Below are 16,199 nucleotides of genomic sequence, written 5' to 3' on the forward strand. Positions count from 1 at the left end.
TCTTTACAATCTCCTGGATTACACGCGGCGCTTCTTCGGCGGACGGCACCCGTTATGCGGGATTGGCGTCACGTCGGTGATGCTGGCGATCTTGTAGCCACAGCCGTTCAAAGCGCGGACTGCGGATTCACGACCTGGACCTGGGCCCTTGACGTTAACGTCGAGGTTTTTCAGGCCATATTCCAGCGCAGCTTGACCAGCACGCTCAGCAGCTACTTGAGCAGCGAACGGGGTGGACTTGCGGGAACCGCGGAAACCCGAACCACCGGAGGTTGCCCAGGAAAGAGCGTTACCTTGACGGTCGGTGATGGTCACGATGGTGTTGTTGAAAGACGCGTGGATGTGGGCGATGCCATCAACCACTGTCTTTTTAATCTTTTTACGAGGACGAGCAGCAGGTTTTGCCATGACTAAATTCCTGTCGATTCGCTGGTGCGATTACTTGCGGATCGGCTTACGCGGACCTTTGCGAGTACGCGCGTTGGTCTTGGTACGCTGACCGCGCACTGGAAGACCACGACGATGGCGCAGACCGCGGTAGCAGCCCAGATCCATCAAGCGTTTGATTTTCATGTTGATTTCGCGACGCAGGTCACCTTCAGTGGTGAACTTCGCCACTTCGCCACGCAGCTGTTCAATTTGCTCGTCGCTCAGATCCTTGATCTTTGCGGCTGGGTTGACCCCAGTCTCTGCACAGATTTTCTGCGCAGTCGTGCGACCAACACCATAGATGTAGGTCAGCGAGATAACAGTATGCTTGTTATCTGGAATGTTAACGCCTGCAATACGGGCCATTCAGTGGGACTCCAATTGACAGCTACCTACGCCCCGGAAGCCAAGAAATAGGGCGCGAGATAATATCGCTGTAATAACAAATAATCAACCCAGCAGCGCACTAGCTGCTGGGCTTGAAGCACAATCACACTCAGCCTTGGCGCTGTTTGTGACGCGGTTCCGCGCTGCAAATTACTCGAACAACACCTTCGCGGCGAATAATCTTGCAGTTACGGCACAGCTTTTTCACCGATGCACGAACTTTCATCACCAACTCCTCGAACCTTATGGGTCAGCGCAGCATGCCGCTGCCGTAACCCTTCAGGTTGGCTTTCTTCATCAGGGATTCGTACTGGTGCGAAACGAGGTGCGATTGTACTTGCGACATAAAGTCCATAACAACCACGACCACGATCAGCAACGAGGTCCCGCCAAGGTAGAACGGAACGTTTGCTGCAACCACCAGGAACTGGGGCAACAGGCAGACGGCCGTCATATATAGAGCACCGAACATGGTCAAGCGGGTCAGAACGCCATCAATGTAGCGCGCAGACTGCTCACCTGGACGGATGCCCGGAATAAAGGCACCGGACTTCTTCAGGTTTTCCGCTACGTCTTTCGGATTGAACATCAACGCCGTATAGAAGAAGCAGAAGAAAATAATCCCTGCACTAAACAGCAGAATATTCAACGGCTGACCAGGAGCGATCGACTGCGAGATGTCCTGCAACCAGCCCATACCTTCAGACTGACCGAACCAGGCACCCAACGAAGCCGGGAACAGCAAAATGCTGCTCGCGAAAATAGCAGGAATAACGCCTGCCATATTCACTTTCAGCGGCAAGTGGCTAGTCTGCGCAGCAAACACCTTGCGGCCCTGCTGACGCTTGGCATAGTGAACAGCAATACGACGCTGGCCACGCTCAATGAACACCACAAAACCGATAATCGCTACTGCCAGCAAACCGATGGCAACCAGGGCAAAAATGTTGATATCACCCTGACGCGCAGACTCGAAAGACTGCCCGATCGCTCTCGGAAGACCGGCGACGATACCTGCGAAAATCAACATCGAGATACCGTTGCCAACACCACGCTCAGTAATCTGCTCACCCAGCCACATCATGAACATCGCACCAGCCACAAAAGTGGATACCGCGACGAAATGGAAGCCAAAGTCACCAGTGAACGCAACGCCCTGCCCCGCCAGGCCAACGGACATGCCGATGGCCTGAACAAGAGCTAGGACGACAGTGCCGTAGCGGGTGTACTGGCTGATCTTGCGACGGCCAGCTTCACCTTCCTTCTTCAACTGCTCCAGCTGCGGGCTGACGGCGGTCATCAGCTGCATGATGATCGATGCCGAGATGTACGGCATGATCCCCAGTGCAAAGATGCTCATCCGCTCCAGCGCGCCGCCGGAAAACATGTTGAACAAGCTAAGAATGGTCCCCTCATTCTGTCGAAACAGGTCTGCGAGTCGGTCAGGGTTAATACCTGGAACCGGGATGTGTGCGCCTATTCGGTAGACGATAATCGCCAAGAACAGAAAACGCAGACGAGCCCAGAGTTCAGACATACCGCCTTTGCCGAGCGCAGAGAGAGCACCTTGCTTAGCCATTTATTCCTCGAACTTGCCGCCAGCTGCTTCGATAGCCGCACGCGCACCTTTGGTGGCTGCGATGCCCTTGATAGTCACAGCGCGAGTAACTTCGCCGGACAGCATGATTTTCACACGCTGTACGTTTTGGTTAATCACGTTGGCATCTTTCAGGGACTGCACGGTGACGATGTCGCCTTCCACTTTAGCCAGCTCGGACAGACGCACTTCTGCGCGGTCCATGGCCTTCAGGGATACGAAACCGAACTTTGGCAGGCGACGATGCAGCGGCTGTTGACCGCCTTCAAAGCCTGGAGCAATGGTGCCACCGGAGCGGGAAGTCTGACCTTTGTGACCACGGCCACCAGTCTTACCCAAACCACTACCGATACCACGGCCCGGACGATGCTTTTCGCGACGGGAACCCGGCGCTGGACTCAGATCATTGAGTTTCATCGATTAACCCTCGACACGCAGCATGTAGTAAGCCTTGTTGATCATCCCACGGTTCTCGGGAGTATCCTGGACTTCTACAGTGTGACCGATGCGACGCAGACCCAGACCCTTAACGCACAGTTTGTGGTTAGGGATACGGCCGGTCATGCTTTTGATCAGCGTTACTTTAACGGTAGCCATGATCAGATGATCTCCTGGACGCTTTTGCCACGCTTGGCGGCAATGGATTCAGGGGACTGCATTGCTTTCAAACCCTTGAAAGTGGCGTGAACCACGTTTACTGGGTTAGTCGAGCCGTAGCACTTGGCCAGAACGTTCTGAACGCCAGCAACCTCGAGGACAGCACGCATAGCGCCGCCAGCGATGATACCGGTACCTTCAGAAGCAGGCTGCATGTACACCTTCGAAGCGCCGTGAGCGGACTTCATTGCGTACTGCAGGGTGGTACCGTTCAGATCAACTTGGATCATGTTGCGGCGAGCAGCTTCCATTGCCTTCTGGATCGCAGCAGGCACTTCACGCGACTTGCCACGGCCGAAGCCAACGCGACCTTTACCATCACCAACCACGGTCAACGCGGTGAAAGTGAAGATACGGCCGCCTTTTACGGTTTTGGCTACGCGGTTAACTTGAACCAGCTTCTCAATGTAGCCTTCGTCGCGCTTTTGGTCGTTATTTGACATAACTTAGAACTCCAGCCCAGCTTCACGAGCAGCATCAGCCAGCGCCTTGACGCGGCCGTGGTACTTGAAGCCAGAGCGGTCGAAAGCCACCTGCGAGACGCCAGCGGCTTTTGCACGCGTAGCGACCAGCTGGCCAACCTTAGTGGCCGCGTCGATGTTGCCAGTGGCGCCATCACGCAGTTCTTTATCCAAAGTCGAGGCACTTGCCAGGACCTTGTTGCCGTCGGCCGAAATGACCTGGGCGTAGATGTGCTGCGAAGAGCGGAACACGCAGAGACGCACGACTTCGAGTTCGTGCATTTTCAGGCGTGCTTTGCGAGCGCGACGCAGTCGAGTAACTTTTTTGTCGGTCATTTGCTATGCCCTACTTCTTCTTGGCTTCTTTACGACGGACGACTTCGTCCGCGTAGCGCACACCTTTACCTTTGTAAGGCTCTGGCGGACGGAAGTCGCGGATCTCAGCGGCCACTTGACCTACCAGCTGCTTGTCGATGCCCTTGATCAGGATATCGGTCTGGCTAGGAGTCTCAGCGGTGATGCCTTCCGGCAGCTCGTAGTCCACTGGATGCGAGAAGCCAAGGGCCAAGTTCAGCACTGTGCCTTTTGCTTGTGCCTTGTAACCAACACCGACCAGCTGGAGCTTGCGCTCGAAGCCTTGGCTTACGCCTTGGACCATGTTGTTTACCAACGCACGAGTGGTACCGGCCATTGCGCGAGTTTGTTGGTCGCCATTGCGAGCAGCGAAACGCAGCTCACCAGCTTCCTGAACAATTTCAACGGACGAGTGTACGTTCAGTTCGAGAGTGCCCTTGGCACCCTTCACCGAAAGCTGTTGGCCGGCGAATTTAACTTCAACACCAGCTGGCAGCTTAACGGGGTTCTTAGCGACGCGAGACATGCTTATCCCCCCTTAGAACACAGTGCAAAGAACTTCGCCGCCGACACCGGCAGCGCGCGCAGCACGATCAGTCATCACACCTTTGTTGGTGGAGACGATAGACACGCCGAGACCGCCACGAACTTTCGGCAGATCTTCAACGGACTTGTACTGACGCAGGCCTGGACGGCTAACGCGCTTCACTTCCTCGATGACCGGACGGCCTTCGAAGTATTTCAGCTCGATGGACAGCAGTGGCTTGGTTTCGCTGCTGATCTGATAACCCGCGATGTAACCTTCGTCCTTCAGGACTTTTGCTACAGCCACCTTCAGCGTGGAAGACGGCATGCTTACGACGGACTTTTCAGCCATCTGGGCATTACGGATTCGAGTTAGCATGTCCGCTAACGGGTCCTGCATACTCATGGGCTAGACGCTCCTGATACAAAAAAAATGAGCCTTACGGCTACAGCTTGTCGCCGAGAAATTCCGGGCAAAAAACACGGGCTCAGGCGAGCCGGTCATTCTAGACACACCCCAGAAATGAATCAAGCCCCAAAAGGGGCTTGATTCATGTTCAAGGCCACCGGCGGTCAGGATCTTGCGACCCCGAACACCGCGACTTTGATAGCTATTACCAGCTGGCTTTAACCAGACCTGGTACGTCACCACGCATTGCAGCTTCACGCAGCTTGTTACGGCCGAGGCCGAACTTGCGGTAAACGCCGTGCGGACGACCAGTCAGGCGGCAGCGGTTACGCATGCGCGAAGCGCTTGCGTCACGTGGCTGCTTCTGCAGAGCTACGGTAGCTTCCCAACGCGCTTCTGGACTTGCGTTCAGATCGACGATGATAGCTTTCAGCGCTGCACGCTTGGTGGCGTACTTGGCAACGGTGAGCTGACGCTTCAGCTCACGGTTTTTCATGCTCTTCTTGGCCATTTTCCTACTCCAATCAGTTGCGGAACGGGAATTTGAAAGCACGCAGCAGAGCGCGGCCTTCATCATCGTTCTTGGCAGTGGTGGTCAGGGTAATGTCCAGACCGCGGAGAGCATCGATCTTGTCGTAGTCGATTTCCGGGAAGATGATCTGCTCTTTCACGCCCATGCTGTAGTTGCCACGACCGTCGAAGGACTTGGCATTCAGGCCGCGGAAGTCGCGAACCCGAGGCAGGGAGATCGACAGCAGACGATCCAGGAACTCGTACATACGCTCACGGCGCAGGGTCACTTTGACGCCGATCGGCCAACCTTCACGGACTTTAAAGCCAGCGATGGATTTCCGAGCGTAGGTCACAACGACTTTCTGGCCGGTGATCTTTTCCAGGTCAGCAACAGCGTGCTCGATGACTTTTTTGTCGCCGATCGCTTCGCCCAGACCCATGTTCAGGGTGATTTTGGTAACGCGCGGAACTTCCATCACGTTCGAAAGCTTAAGTTCATCCTTAAGTTTCGGAGCGATTTCCTTCCGGTAAATCTCTTGTAGTCGTGCCATGGTCTTCTACCTAGCAGTGTTCAAGCATCAACCGCTTTTTGGGTCGACTTGAAGACACGAATTTTTTTGCCGTCTTCTACTTTGAAACCAACGCGGTCAGCCTTGTTGGTTTCGCCGTTGAAAATGGCGACGTTGGAAGCGTGCAGTGGCGCTTCTTTCTCGACGATACCGCCCTGTACGCCCGACATCGGGTTAGGCTTGGTATGACGCTTAACCAGGTTCAGACCACCAACAACCAGACGGTTGTCAGCGAGAACCTTAAGCACCTTACCGCGCTTACCCTTGTCTTTGCCGGCGATCACGATGATCTCGTCGTCACGACGAATCTTTTGCATGTCGGATCTCCTTACAGCACTTCTGGGGCGAGCGAGACGATCTTCATGAACTTCTCAGTACGAAGTTCACGGGTCACTGGCCCAAAGATACGGGTGCCGATCGGCTCTTGCTTGTTGTTCAACAGAACAGCAGCATTGCCATCAAAGCGGATGATGGAGCCGTCAGCACGACGGACGCCATGGCGAGTGCGGACTACAACAGCAGTCATCACTTGACCTTTCTTCACCTTACCGCGAGGAATTGCTTCCTTGACGGTAACTTTGATGATGTCACCGATACCAGCGTAACGACGATGGGAGCCACCCAGCACCTTGATGCACATAACGCGGCGAGCGCCGCTGTTATCGGCCACATCGAGCATGGATTGAGTCTGAATCATATAATTTCTCCGACCCTTAGCCCTTAGACTTCCACAGCGCGTTCGAGAACATCAACCAGAGCCCAAGACTTGGTCTTGGCCATCGGACGAGTTTCACGAATAGTGACTTTGTCGCCGATGTGGCACTGGTTGGTTTCGTCGTGCGCGTGCAGCTTAGTCGAACGCTTAACGTATTTACCGTAGATAGGGTGCTTAACGCGACGCTCGATCAGAACGGTGATGGTCTTGTCCATCTTGTCGCTGACAACACGGCCAGTCAGCGTACGGACAGTTTTTTCGGCTTCAGCCATGATTACTTACCTGCCTGCTGGTTGAGCACAGTCTTCACGCGAGCGATGTCACGCTTAACTTGCGAGAGCAGATGAGACTGCCCCAACTGGCCAGTTGCCTTCTGCATGCGCAGATTGAACTGGTCGCGCAGCAGGCCGAGCAGTTGCTCGTTCAGCTGCTGTGCGGATTTTTCACGAAGTTCATTCGCTTTCATCACATCACCGTCCGTTTAACAAAGGAGGTGGCGAGCGGCAGCTTTGCAGCAGCCAGGGCGAAAGCCTCACGCGCCAGCTCTTCAGAAACACCCTCGATTTCATACAGGACTTTGCCTGGCTGAATCTGGGCAACCCAGTATTCGACGTTACCCTTACCTTTACCCATCCGAACTTCGAGTGGCTTCTTGGAAATAGGCTTGTCCGGGAATACACGGATCCAGATCTTGCCGCCACGTTTTACGTGACGGGTCAGAGCACGACGCGCTGACTCGATCTGACGAGCGGTGAGACGACCACGAGCAACAGACTTCAGCGCGAACTCGCCGAAGCTGACTTTGCTACCGCGCAATGCCAGACCACGGTTGTGGCCGGTCATTTGCTTGCGGAACTTCGTACGCTTTGGTTGCAACATTTGGCGTACCCCTTACTTAGCAGCTTTTTTACGAGGCGCAGGTGCTTGTGGCTTCAGCTCTTCTTGGCGACCACCAATTACTTCGCCTTTGAAGATCCAAACCTTCACACCGATCACACCGTAAGTGGTGTGAGCTTCGTAGGTGGCATAGTCGATATCGGCACGCAGGGTGTGCAGCGGCACACGACCTTCGCGATACCATTCAGTACGTGCGATTTCAGCACCGCCGAGACGACCGCTCACTTGGATTTTGATGCCTTTGGCACCAATGCGCATGGCGTTCTGTACTGCGCGCTTCATAGCGCGACGGAACATTACGCGACGCTCCAGCTGCTGAGCTACGCTCTGGGCAACCAGCATACCGTCGAGCTCCGGCTTGCGGATCTCTTCGATATTGATGTGCACAGGCACACCCATTTGCTTGGTCAGGTCCTGACGCAGTTTCTCAACATCTTCACCTTTCTTGCCGATCACGATGCCGGGACGAGCGGTGTGGATGGTGATGCGTGCAGTTTGAGCCGGACGATGGATATCGATACGGCTTACGGACGCGCTTTTTAGTTTGTCTTGGAGGTACTCACGCACATTCAGATCTGCGAGCAAATAGTCCGCATAAGTCCGACCGTCTGCGTACCAGACGGAGGTGTGCTCCTTGACGATTCCCAGGCGAATGCCAATGGGATGTACTTTCTGACCCATCTCTTCGACTCCGTTACTTGTCAGCAACCTTGACAGTGATATGGCAAGACCGCTTGACGATGCGATCAGCACGGCCTTTGGCACGTGGCATGATGCGCTTCAGCGAACGCCCTTCGTTGACGAAAACGGTGGAGACCTTCAGGTCATCAACGTCTGCGCCTTCGTTATGCTCGGCGTTGGCTACGGCCGACTCCAGCACTTTCTTCATGATCTCGGCGGCTTTCTTACTGCTGAAAGCCAACAGGTTGAGCGCTTCGCCCACCTTCTTCCCGCGGATCTGGTCGGCGACCAAGCGGGCTTTCTGGGCGGAGATTCGAGCGCCCGACAACTTAGCGGCTACTTCCATCGTTCCTTACCCCTTAACGCTTGGCTTTCTTGTCAGCCACGTGCCCGCGATATGTACGGGTACCGGCGAACTCGCCCAGTTTGTGGCCGACCATGTCTTCGTTCACGAGAACTGGAACATGTTGACGACCGTTATGCACAGCAATGGTCAGACCGACCATTTGTGGCAGGATCATGGAACGGCGCGACCAGGTCTTAACTGGTTTGCGATCGTTCTTTTCCGCCGCCACTTCGATCTTCTTCAGTAGGTGAAGATCAATAAAAGGACCTTTTTTCAGAGAACGTGGCACTGTCGTATCCCTCTATTTACTTGCGACGACGGACGATCATTTTGTCGGTACGCTTATTACCACGAGTCTTCGCGCCCTTAGTCGGGAAGCCCCATGGCGATACCGGATGACGACCACCAGAGGTACGACCTTCACCACCACCATGTGGGTGGTCAACCGGGTTCATGGCAACACCACGAACGGTTGGGCGAACGCCACGCCAGCGTTTGGCACCAGCTTTACCCAGCGAACGCAGGCTGTGCTCGGAGTTCGAGACTTCGCCCAGGGTCGCACGGCATTCAGCCAGAACTTTACGCATCTCACCAGAACGCAGACGCAGGGTCACGTAGACACCTTCACGAGCGATCAGCTGAGCCGAAGCACCAGCGGAACGAGCGATTTGCGCGCCTTTACCTGGCTTCAGTTCGATGCCGTGTACGGTGCTACCAACTGGAATGTTACGCAGTTGCAGAGCGTTGCCCGGCTTGATCGGTGCCAGAGCACCTGCGATCAGCTGGTCGCCAGCGCTCACGCCTTTAGGGGCGATGATGTAGCGACGCTCGCCGTCTGCGTACAGCAGCAAAGCGATGTGAGCAGTACGGTTTGGATCGTATTCGATACGCTCGACAGTGGCAGCGATGCCATCTTTGTCGTTGCGACGGAAGTCGACCAGACGGTAGTGCTGCTTATGACCACCACCAACGTGACGAGTGGTAATACGGCCATTGTTGTTACGACCACCAGACTTCGATTTCTTCTCGAGCAGCGGTGCGTGAGGAGCGCCTTTATGCAGCTCCTGGTTGACCACCTTGACCACAAAACGGCGGCCAGGGGAAGTCGGTTTGCATTTAACGATTGCCATGATGCACCCCTTCCTTACTCAGCACTGCTGCTGAAATCGAGATCTTGGCCTGGCTGAAGGGAGATAACTGCCTTCTTCCAGTCATTACGCTTGCCCAGACCGCGAGCGGTACGCTTGCTCTTACCCAGAACGTTCAGAGTAGTAACGCGCTCCACTTTCACGCTGAACAGGCTTTCGACGGCCTTCTTGATTTCCAGCTTGGTTGCATCAGTAGCAACCTTGAAAACGAACTGGCCTTTCTTGTCTGCCAGAACCGTAGCCTTCTCGGAAACGTGCGGGCCAAGCAGAACTTTAAATACGCGTTCCTGGTTCATCCCAGCAGCTCCTCGAATTTCTTCACGGCCGACACAGTGATCAACACTTTGTCGTATGCGATCAGACTAACTGGATCGGAACCTTGCACGTCACGTACATCAACGTGTGGCAGGTTACGAGCAGCCAGGTACAGGTTCTGATCAACAGCGTCAGACACGATCAGAACGTCGGTCAGACTCATGTTGTTCAGCTTGCCCAGCAGATCTTTGGTTTTCGGAGTTTCAACAGCGAAATCCTGAACCACGACCAGACGATCAGTACGCACCAGCTCAGCAAGGATGGAACGCATTGCTGCGCGATACATCTTCTTGTTCAGCTTCTGGGAGTGATCCTGTGGACGAGCTGCGAAAGTGGTACCGCCGCCACGCCAGATTGGGCTACGGATAGTACCGGCACGAGCACGGCCAGTACCTTTCTGACGCCATGGGCGCTTGCCGCCACCAGAAACGTCGGAACGGGTCTTTTGCTGCTTGCTACCTTGACGGCCGCCGGCCATGTAGGCCACGACTGCTTGGTGAACCAGCGTCTCGTTGAATTCGCCGCCAAATGTCAGTTCGGAAACTTCGATCGCTTGAGCGTCATTTACATTTAATTGCATGTCAGCTTCCCCTTAACCGCGAGCCTTGGCCGCCGGACGTACAACCAGGTTGCCGCCAGTAGCGCCAGGAACAGCACCCTTGACCAACAACAGATTGCGTTCAGCGTCGACGCGCACTACTTCCAGGGACTGCACGGTCACGCGCTCAGCGCCCATATGACCGGACATTTTTTTGCCCTTGAATACACGACCAGGAGTCTGGCACTGGCCAATAGAGCCCGGGACGCGGTGGGAAACGGAGTTACCGTGGGTGTTATCTTGACCGCGGAAATTCCAACGCTTGATGGTACCGGCGAAGCCTTTACCTTTCGACTGACCGGTAACATCTACCAGTTGGCCAGCTGCGAAGATTTCTGCATTGATCAGATCGCCAGCTTGGTACTCGCCTTCTTCAAGGCGGAATTCCCAAACGCCACGACCGGCAGCAACGTTCGCTTTAGCGAAGTGACCTGCTTGAGCAGCAGTCACGCGCGAAGCACGACGCTCACCTACAGTGACTTGCACTGCACGATAGCCATCGGTTTCTTCAGTTTTGAACTGGGTGACGCGATTCGGCTCGATCTCAATGACCGTGACCGGAATGGAGACACCTTCTTCGGTGAAAATACGGGTCATACCGCATTTACGACCGACTACACCAATAGTCATGTTGTAAACCTCATGAGTGTACGGGGCTTTCACCCGCTATGGCCGCCCATTTCAGAGCGTTACACGACTAAGACCGAGTCTTAGCCGAGGCTGATCTGCACTTCCACACCTGCCGCAAGATCAAGCTTCATAAGAGCATCAACGGTTTTATCCGTTGGCTGGACGATGTCCAGTACGCGCTTATGAGTACGGATCTCGTACTGGTCACGCGCGTCTTTGTTGACGTGCGGGGAGACCAGAACGGTGAACCGCTCTTTACGGGTAGGCAGTGGAATAGGACCACGCACTTGAGCACCAGTACGTTTCGCGGTTTCCACGATTTCCTGGGTGGATTGGTCGATCAGGCGATGGTCGAAAGCCTTCAACCTGATACGGATTTGCTGATTTTGCATTGGATTTCAGACTCCAGGCTGCTATTCCCACCGGGCGCAATACGCCCGTTAAAAGGAGGCGCAATTCTATAGACGGCCCCACAGAGTGTCAACCCAATAAAAAAGCCCCCGCAAGCGGGGGCTTTTTCATGAGTCGTCGATTACTCGATGACTTTGGCTACGACGCCAGCGCCGACGGTACGACCGCCTTCACGGATAGCGAAACGCAGACCATCTTCCATCGCGATGGTTTTGATCAGAGTGACAGTCATCTGGATGTTGTCACCTGGCATTACCATTTCAACGCCTTCTGGCAGCTCGCAGTTACCAGTCACGTCAGTAGTACGGAAGTAGAACTGTGGACGGTAGCCTTTGAAGAACGGAGTATGACGGCCGCCTTCTTCCTTGCTCAGAACGTACACTTCAGCAGTGAACTTGGTGTGCGGCTTAACGGTACCTGGCTTAACCAGAACCTGGCCACGCTCAACGTCGTCACGCTTGGTGCCACGCAGCAGAACGCCGCAGTTCTCACCAGCACGACCTTCGTCCAGCAGCTTGCGGAACATCTCAACACCGGTGCAGGTGGTTTTCTGAGTGTCGCGCAGACCAACGATCTCAACTTCTTCCTGGATGCGAACAATACCACGCTCAACACGACCAGTTACCACGGTACCGCGGCCGGAGATCGAGAATACATCTTCGATTGGCATCAGGAACGGCTTATCGATAGCACGCTCTGGCTCTGGGATGTAGGTATCCAGAGTTTCTACCAGCTTCTTAACAGCGGTAGTGCCCATTTCGTTGTCGTCTTGGCCGTTCAGAGCCATCAGAGCCGAACCGATGATGATTGGAGTGTCATCACCTGGGAAGTCGTAAGTGCTCAGCAGGTCGCGCACTTCCATCTCAACCAGTTCCAGCAGCTCAGCGTCGTCTACCATGTCAGCCTTGTTCAGGAAGACAACGATGTACGGAACGCCTACCTGACGGGACAGCAGGATGTGCTCGCGAGTTTGTGGCATCGGACCATCGGCAGCCGAGCAAACCAGGATCGCGCCGTCCATCTGGGCAGCACCAGTGATCATGTTTTTGACGTAGTCGGCGTGACCTGGGCAGTCAACGTGCGCGTAGTGACGAATGTTCGAGTCGTACTCTACGTGCGCGGTGTTGATGGTGATACCACGAGCCTTTTCTTCCGGGGCGCTGTCGATCTTGTCGAAGTCAACGCGAGCCGAACCGAAAACCTCGGAGCAAACACGAGTCAGTGCAGCGGTCAGAGTGGTTTTACCGTGGTCAACGTGACCGATGGTGCCAACGTTGACGTGCGGTTTGTTACGTTCAAATTTTTCTTTAGCCACGACAGTGAACCTCTTGCCTAAAGGGCTGGATTAGCCTTGTTTTTTAACGAGTGCTTCGACGATATTCGACGGAGCTTCGGCGTACTTGGAGAACTCCATGGAGTAGCTCGCGCGACCCTGGGACATGGAACGAACGTCGGTCGCATAACCGAACATTTCACCCAGCGGCACTTCAGCACGGATAACCTTGCCAGAGACCGAGTCTTCCATACCCTGGATCAGACCACGACGACGGTTCAGGTCACCCATCACGTCACCCATGTAGTCCTCAGGGGTTACTACTTCAACCTTCATGATCGGCTCAAGAACTACGCCCTTGCCCTTCTCACGCAGCTGCTTGGTCGCCATGGAGGCCGCTACCTTAAACGCCATCTCGTTAGAGTCGACGTCGTGGTAAGAACCATCAAACACGGTAGCCTTCAGGCCGATCAGCGGATAGCCGGCGACAACGCCGTTCTTCATCTGCTCTTCGATACCCTTCTGGATTGCCGGGATGTATTCCTTCGGAACCACACCACCAACGACCTCGTTGGCAAACACCAGACCTTCAGTGATATTGCCTTTTTCGTCGACGTCTGCCGGAGCAAAACGGATCCAGCAATGACCGAACTGGCCACGACCGCCGGATTGACGAACGAACTTACCTTCAACTTCACAGCCGACGGTAATCTTCTCGCGATAGGAAACCTGCGGCTTACCGATGTTGGCCTCGACGTTGAACTCGCGCTTCATGCGGTCAACGAGGATGTCCAGGTGAAGCTCACCCATACCCGAGATGATGGTCTGACCAGTTTCTTCGTCAGTCTTGACGCGGAACGACGGGTCTTCCTGAGCCAGCTTGCCCAGTGCAATACCCATCTTCTCCTGGTCTTGCTTGGTTTTCGGCTCAACGGCCACCGAAATCACCGGCTCAGGGAAGTCCATACGCTCGAGGATAACCGGGCTAGCGGCATCACACAGGGTGTCACCGGTGGTGACGTCCTTCATGCCGATCAGCGCAGCGATGTCGCCCGCGAGCACTTCCTTGATTTCTTCACGCTGGTTAGCGTGCATCTGCACCATACGACCAACGCGCTCTTTCTTGCCCTTGACCGAGTTGATCACGGAGTCGCCAGACTGCAGCATGCCCGAGTAAACGCGCACGAAAGTCAGGGTGCCCACGAACGGGTCAGTAGCAATCTTGAACGCCAGAGCCGAGAACGGTTCGCTGTCGTCGGCGTGACGCTCGATTTTCGGAGCGTTTTCGTCGTCGATGTTGTCCGGATGGATACCCTGGATTGCAGGGATCTCGGTCGGAGCAGGCAGGTAGTCGATGACAGCATCGAGAACCAGCGGAACGCCCTTGTTCTTGAACGAGGAACCGCAGACAGCCGGAACGATCTCGCTGGCCAGGGTGCGCGCGCGCAGGCCTGCCTTGATCTCTTCGACAGTCAGCTCACCTTCTTCAAGGTACTTGTTCATCAGCTCTTCGTTGGCTTCGGCAGCAGCTTCAACCATGTTGGAGCGCCACTCGTTAGCCAGGTCCAGCATATCGGCAGGAATTTCTTCCTCGCGATAGGTAGTACCCTTGTCGTCGTCGTTCCAGTAGATAGCCTTCATCTTGATCAGATCGATCTGACCTTCGAAGTTATCTTCTGCACCGATAGCCAGCTGAACTGGAACCGGAGTGTGACCCAGACGGTTTTTGATCTGAGCAACAACACGCAGGAAGTTGGCACCGGCACGGTCCATCTTGTTCACGTAAACAACACGTGGAACGCCGTATTTGTTGGCTTGACGCCATACGGTTTCGGACTGAGGCTCAACACCGGAAGTACCGCAGAACACAACGACCGCGCCGTCGAGTACGCGCAGCGAACGCTCCACTTCAATGGTGAAGTCTACGTGGCCCGGGGTATCGATAACGTTTACACGATAGTTATCGTATTGGCCGCGCGAACCTTTCCAGAAGGTAGTTACAGCAGCAGAGGTAATGGTGATACCACGCTCCTGCTCCTGCACCATCCAGTCGGTGGTAGCAGCGCCGTCATGCACCTCACCCATCTTGTGGCTGAGACCTGTATAGAACAGGATCCGCTCGGTAGTGGTAGTCTTGCCCGCGTCAACGTGGGCACAGATACCGATGTTACGGTAGCGGTTGATTGCTGTAGTACGAGCCATAAAGCCCTCGCAAAATGAATGATGCCGATATTAGAAGCGGTAGTGCGAGAAAGCCTTGTTGGCTTCAGCCATACGGTGTACGTCTTCACGCTTCTTAACTGCAGCACCCTTGCCTTCGGCAGCATCCAGCAGTTCGCCAGCCAAGCGCAGAGCCATAGACTTCTCGCCGCGCTTACGGGCGAAGTCTACCAACCAGCGCATTGCCAGAGCGTTACGACGGGACGGACGAACTTCGACCGGAACCTGGTAAGTAGCACCGCCAACACGGCGCGACTTCACTTCGACCAGCGGAGCGATGGCGTCGAGAGCTTTCTCGAAGATTTCCAGGGGATCGCTGTTCTTGCGTTCTTTAACTTTTTCCAGCGCGCCATAAACGATACGCTCGGCAACGGCTTTCTTGCCGCTTTCCATTACGTGGTTCATGAACTTGGCGAGGATCTGGCTTCCGTATTTCGGATCGTCCAGAATCTCACGTTTGGCTGCTACGCGACGTCTTGGCATGATAAGCCCTCAAACGGTCTTCAGGTTAGCTCGGGACAGTTGATCCAAAGGACTCGTGCCCGACCTTACTCTTATCGACTCAATAAAATAATTAACTGCAAAACGGCCGATTACTTCGGACGCTTGGTACCGTACTTCGAACGACCTTGGTTACGACCTTTAACGCCGGAGGTATCCAGGGAGCCGCGAACGGTGTGGTAACGAACACCTGGCAAGTCTTTTACACGACCGCCGCGGATCAGTACCACGCTGTGCTCTTGCAGGTTGTGGCCTTCACCACCGATGTACGAGGAAACCTCGAAACCGTTGGTCAGACGCACACGGCATACTTTACGCAGTGCCGAGTTAGGTTTTTTCGGCGTAGTGGTATACACGCGAGTGCACACGCCACGACGTTGCGGGCAGTTCTGCAGCGCAGGCACGTCGGATTTCTCGACGATACGCTTACGCGGCTGACGTACCAGCTGGTTGATAGTTGCCATCTACTAGCTCCACTGTTGTCTTTCGACATAAACAAAATGGCAGGGCGCAAGCCCCACCAAATTTAGGGGTACAAGAGTCTAAAGAGGATCTTGTCCCCA

Annotated in this window: 29 protein-coding genes; all 29 read right to left on the reverse strand. The window is 54.8% G+C overall.

What is annotated here, in order from left to right:
- Positions 1 to 18: 18 nt before the first annotated feature.
- The 29 genes from rpsK to rpsL all read right to left on the reverse strand — a co-directional run bounded on the left by rpsK (position 19) and on the right by rpsL (position 16,100).
- On the reverse strand, positions 19 to 408 hold the full coding sequence (gene rpsK / locus AC3RCP_RS28670) for a 30S ribosomal protein S11 (RefSeq protein ID WP_007924177.1): 390 nt from the start codon (positions 406 to 408) through the stop codon (positions 19 to 21).
- A gap of 30 nt (positions 409 to 438) precedes the next feature.
- Positions 439 to 795 carry a 30S ribosomal protein S13 gene (rpsM, locus tag AC3RCP_RS28675; protein WP_009045849.1) on the reverse strand — a complete coding sequence of 119 codons (357 nt, stop codon included), beginning with the start codon at positions 793 to 795 and terminating at the stop codon, positions 439 to 441.
- Positions 796 to 925: 130 nt separating this feature from the next.
- Positions 926 to 1,042, reverse strand: coding sequence for a 50S ribosomal protein L36 (rpmJ, locus tag AC3RCP_RS28680; protein ID WP_002555468.1), 117 nt, complete (start codon positions 1,040 to 1,042; stop codon positions 926 to 928).
- A gap of 24 nt (positions 1,043 to 1,066) precedes the next feature.
- A complete protein-coding gene (gene secY, locus AC3RCP_RS28685; RefSeq protein WP_007924182.1) occupies positions 1,067 to 2,395 on the reverse strand; it encodes a preprotein translocase subunit SecY in 1,329 nt (442 codons plus the stop codon).
- Positions 2,396 to 2,830 (reverse strand): 50S ribosomal protein L15, encoded by a 435-nt coding sequence (rplO, locus tag AC3RCP_RS28690; protein ID WP_007924183.1) that lies wholly within the window; start codon positions 2,828 to 2,830, stop codon positions 2,396 to 2,398.
- A gap of 3 nt (positions 2,831 to 2,833) precedes the next feature.
- Positions 2,834 to 3,010, reverse strand: coding sequence for a 50S ribosomal protein L30 (gene rpmD / locus AC3RCP_RS28695; protein ID WP_003176408.1), 177 nt, complete (start codon positions 3,008 to 3,010; stop codon positions 2,834 to 2,836).
- 2 nt (positions 3,011 to 3,012) lie between these two features.
- A complete protein-coding gene (gene rpsE / locus AC3RCP_RS28700) occupies positions 3,013 to 3,513 on the reverse strand; it encodes a 30S ribosomal protein S5 (RefSeq protein WP_007924184.1) in 501 nt (166 codons plus the stop codon).
- A gap of 3 nt (positions 3,514 to 3,516) precedes the next feature.
- Positions 3,517 to 3,867 (reverse strand): 50S ribosomal protein L18, encoded by a 351-nt coding sequence (gene rplR, locus AC3RCP_RS28705; protein WP_003186037.1) that lies wholly within the window; start codon positions 3,865 to 3,867, stop codon positions 3,517 to 3,519.
- 10 nt (positions 3,868 to 3,877) lie between these two features.
- Complete coding sequence (rplF, locus tag AC3RCP_RS28710; RefSeq protein ID WP_007924185.1) at positions 3,878 to 4,411, reverse strand: 50S ribosomal protein L6; 534 nt, start codon at positions 4,409 to 4,411, stop codon at positions 3,878 to 3,880.
- 12 nt (positions 4,412 to 4,423) lie between these two features.
- Positions 4,424 to 4,816, reverse strand: coding sequence for a 30S ribosomal protein S8 (gene rpsH / locus AC3RCP_RS28715; RefSeq protein WP_003228724.1), 393 nt, complete (start codon positions 4,814 to 4,816; stop codon positions 4,424 to 4,426).
- Between the two features lie 208 nt (positions 4,817 to 5,024).
- Entirely contained in the window at positions 5,025 to 5,330 is a 306-nt protein-coding gene (rpsN, locus tag AC3RCP_RS28720) for a 30S ribosomal protein S14 (protein WP_003228726.1), read from the reverse strand.
- 13 nt (positions 5,331 to 5,343) lie between these two features.
- A complete protein-coding gene (gene rplE / locus AC3RCP_RS28725) occupies positions 5,344 to 5,883 on the reverse strand; it encodes a 50S ribosomal protein L5 (RefSeq protein ID WP_007924186.1) in 540 nt (179 codons plus the stop codon).
- Positions 5,884 to 5,903: 20 nt separating this feature from the next.
- A complete protein-coding gene (gene rplX, locus AC3RCP_RS28730; RefSeq protein WP_003186046.1) occupies positions 5,904 to 6,218 on the reverse strand; it encodes a 50S ribosomal protein L24 in 315 nt (104 codons plus the stop codon).
- 11 nt (positions 6,219 to 6,229) lie between these two features.
- Positions 6,230 to 6,598: a 50S ribosomal protein L14 gene (rplN, locus tag AC3RCP_RS28735; protein WP_002555479.1), complete on the reverse strand. Its 369-nt coding sequence runs from the start codon at positions 6,596 to 6,598 to the stop codon at positions 6,230 to 6,232.
- Positions 6,599 to 6,621: 23 nt separating this feature from the next.
- Positions 6,622 to 6,888, reverse strand: a complete 267-nt coding sequence (rpsQ, locus tag AC3RCP_RS28740) for a 30S ribosomal protein S17 (protein WP_003194644.1) — start codon at positions 6,886 to 6,888, stop codon at positions 6,622 to 6,624.
- 2 nt (positions 6,889 to 6,890) lie between these two features.
- Positions 6,891 to 7,082, reverse strand: a complete 192-nt coding sequence (gene rpmC / locus AC3RCP_RS28745) for a 50S ribosomal protein L29 (protein ID WP_002555481.1) — start codon at positions 7,080 to 7,082, stop codon at positions 6,891 to 6,893.
- Positions 7,082 to 7,495, reverse strand: a complete 414-nt coding sequence (gene rplP / locus AC3RCP_RS28750) for a 50S ribosomal protein L16 (protein ID WP_003228729.1) — start codon at positions 7,493 to 7,495, stop codon at positions 7,082 to 7,084. Before rplP ends, rpmC begins: the two co-directional genes overlap by 1 nt.
- 12 nt (positions 7,496 to 7,507) lie before the next feature.
- Positions 7,508 to 8,194 carry a 30S ribosomal protein S3 gene (gene rpsC / locus AC3RCP_RS28755; RefSeq protein WP_007924192.1) on the reverse strand — a complete coding sequence of 229 codons (687 nt, stop codon included), beginning with the start codon at positions 8,192 to 8,194 and terminating at the stop codon, positions 7,508 to 7,510.
- A 13-nt stretch (positions 8,195 to 8,207) separates the two neighbouring features.
- On the reverse strand, positions 8,208 to 8,540 hold the full coding sequence (rplV, locus tag AC3RCP_RS28760) for a 50S ribosomal protein L22 (RefSeq protein ID WP_003103908.1): 333 nt from the start codon (positions 8,538 to 8,540) through the stop codon (positions 8,208 to 8,210).
- Positions 8,541 to 8,553: 13 nt separating this feature from the next.
- Complete coding sequence (rpsS, locus tag AC3RCP_RS28765; RefSeq protein WP_002555486.1) at positions 8,554 to 8,829, reverse strand: 30S ribosomal protein S19; 276 nt, start codon at positions 8,827 to 8,829, stop codon at positions 8,554 to 8,556.
- 16 nt (positions 8,830 to 8,845) lie between these two features.
- The gene (gene rplB / locus AC3RCP_RS28770) at positions 8,846 to 9,670 is read right to left on the reverse strand and encodes a 50S ribosomal protein L2 (protein WP_007924198.1); all 825 of its coding nucleotides are present in this window, start codon (positions 9,668 to 9,670) and stop codon (positions 8,846 to 8,848) included.
- Positions 9,671 to 9,684: 14 nt separating this feature from the next.
- Positions 9,685 to 9,984 carry a 50S ribosomal protein L23 gene (rplW, locus tag AC3RCP_RS28775; protein ID WP_002555488.1) on the reverse strand — a complete coding sequence of 100 codons (300 nt, stop codon included), beginning with the start codon at positions 9,982 to 9,984 and terminating at the stop codon, positions 9,685 to 9,687.
- Complete coding sequence (gene rplD, locus AC3RCP_RS28780) at positions 9,981 to 10,583, reverse strand: 50S ribosomal protein L4 (RefSeq protein ID WP_007924200.1); 603 nt, start codon at positions 10,581 to 10,583, stop codon at positions 9,981 to 9,983. Before rplD ends, rplW begins: the two co-directional genes overlap by 4 nt.
- 12 nt (positions 10,584 to 10,595) lie before the next feature.
- Entirely contained in the window at positions 10,596 to 11,231 is a 636-nt protein-coding gene (rplC, locus tag AC3RCP_RS28785; protein WP_007924205.1) for a 50S ribosomal protein L3, read from the reverse strand.
- Positions 11,232 to 11,311: 80 nt separating this feature from the next.
- Entirely contained in the window at positions 11,312 to 11,623 is a 312-nt protein-coding gene (gene rpsJ / locus AC3RCP_RS28790; protein WP_003186070.1) for a 30S ribosomal protein S10, read from the reverse strand.
- 140 nt (positions 11,624 to 11,763) lie between these two features.
- Positions 11,764 to 12,957, reverse strand: a complete 1,194-nt coding sequence (gene tuf, locus AC3RCP_RS28795; protein WP_007924207.1) for an elongation factor Tu — start codon at positions 12,955 to 12,957, stop codon at positions 11,764 to 11,766.
- Positions 12,958 to 12,987: 30 nt separating this feature from the next.
- Positions 12,988 to 15,117 (reverse strand): elongation factor G, encoded by a 2,130-nt coding sequence (fusA, locus tag AC3RCP_RS28800; RefSeq protein ID WP_007925960.1) that lies wholly within the window; start codon positions 15,115 to 15,117, stop codon positions 12,988 to 12,990.
- Positions 15,118 to 15,147: 30 nt separating this feature from the next.
- On the reverse strand, positions 15,148 to 15,618 hold the full coding sequence (rpsG, locus tag AC3RCP_RS28805; protein ID WP_007925959.1) for a 30S ribosomal protein S7: 471 nt from the start codon (positions 15,616 to 15,618) through the stop codon (positions 15,148 to 15,150).
- Between the two features lie 110 nt (positions 15,619 to 15,728).
- Positions 15,729 to 16,100 (reverse strand): 30S ribosomal protein S12, encoded by a 372-nt coding sequence (rpsL, locus tag AC3RCP_RS28810; RefSeq protein WP_003186084.1) that lies wholly within the window; start codon positions 16,098 to 16,100, stop codon positions 15,729 to 15,731.
- Positions 16,101 to 16,199: the final 99 nt, after the last annotated feature.

The sequence above is a fragment of the Pseudomonas sp. GW822-FHT05A08 genome (assembly GCF_058800485.1).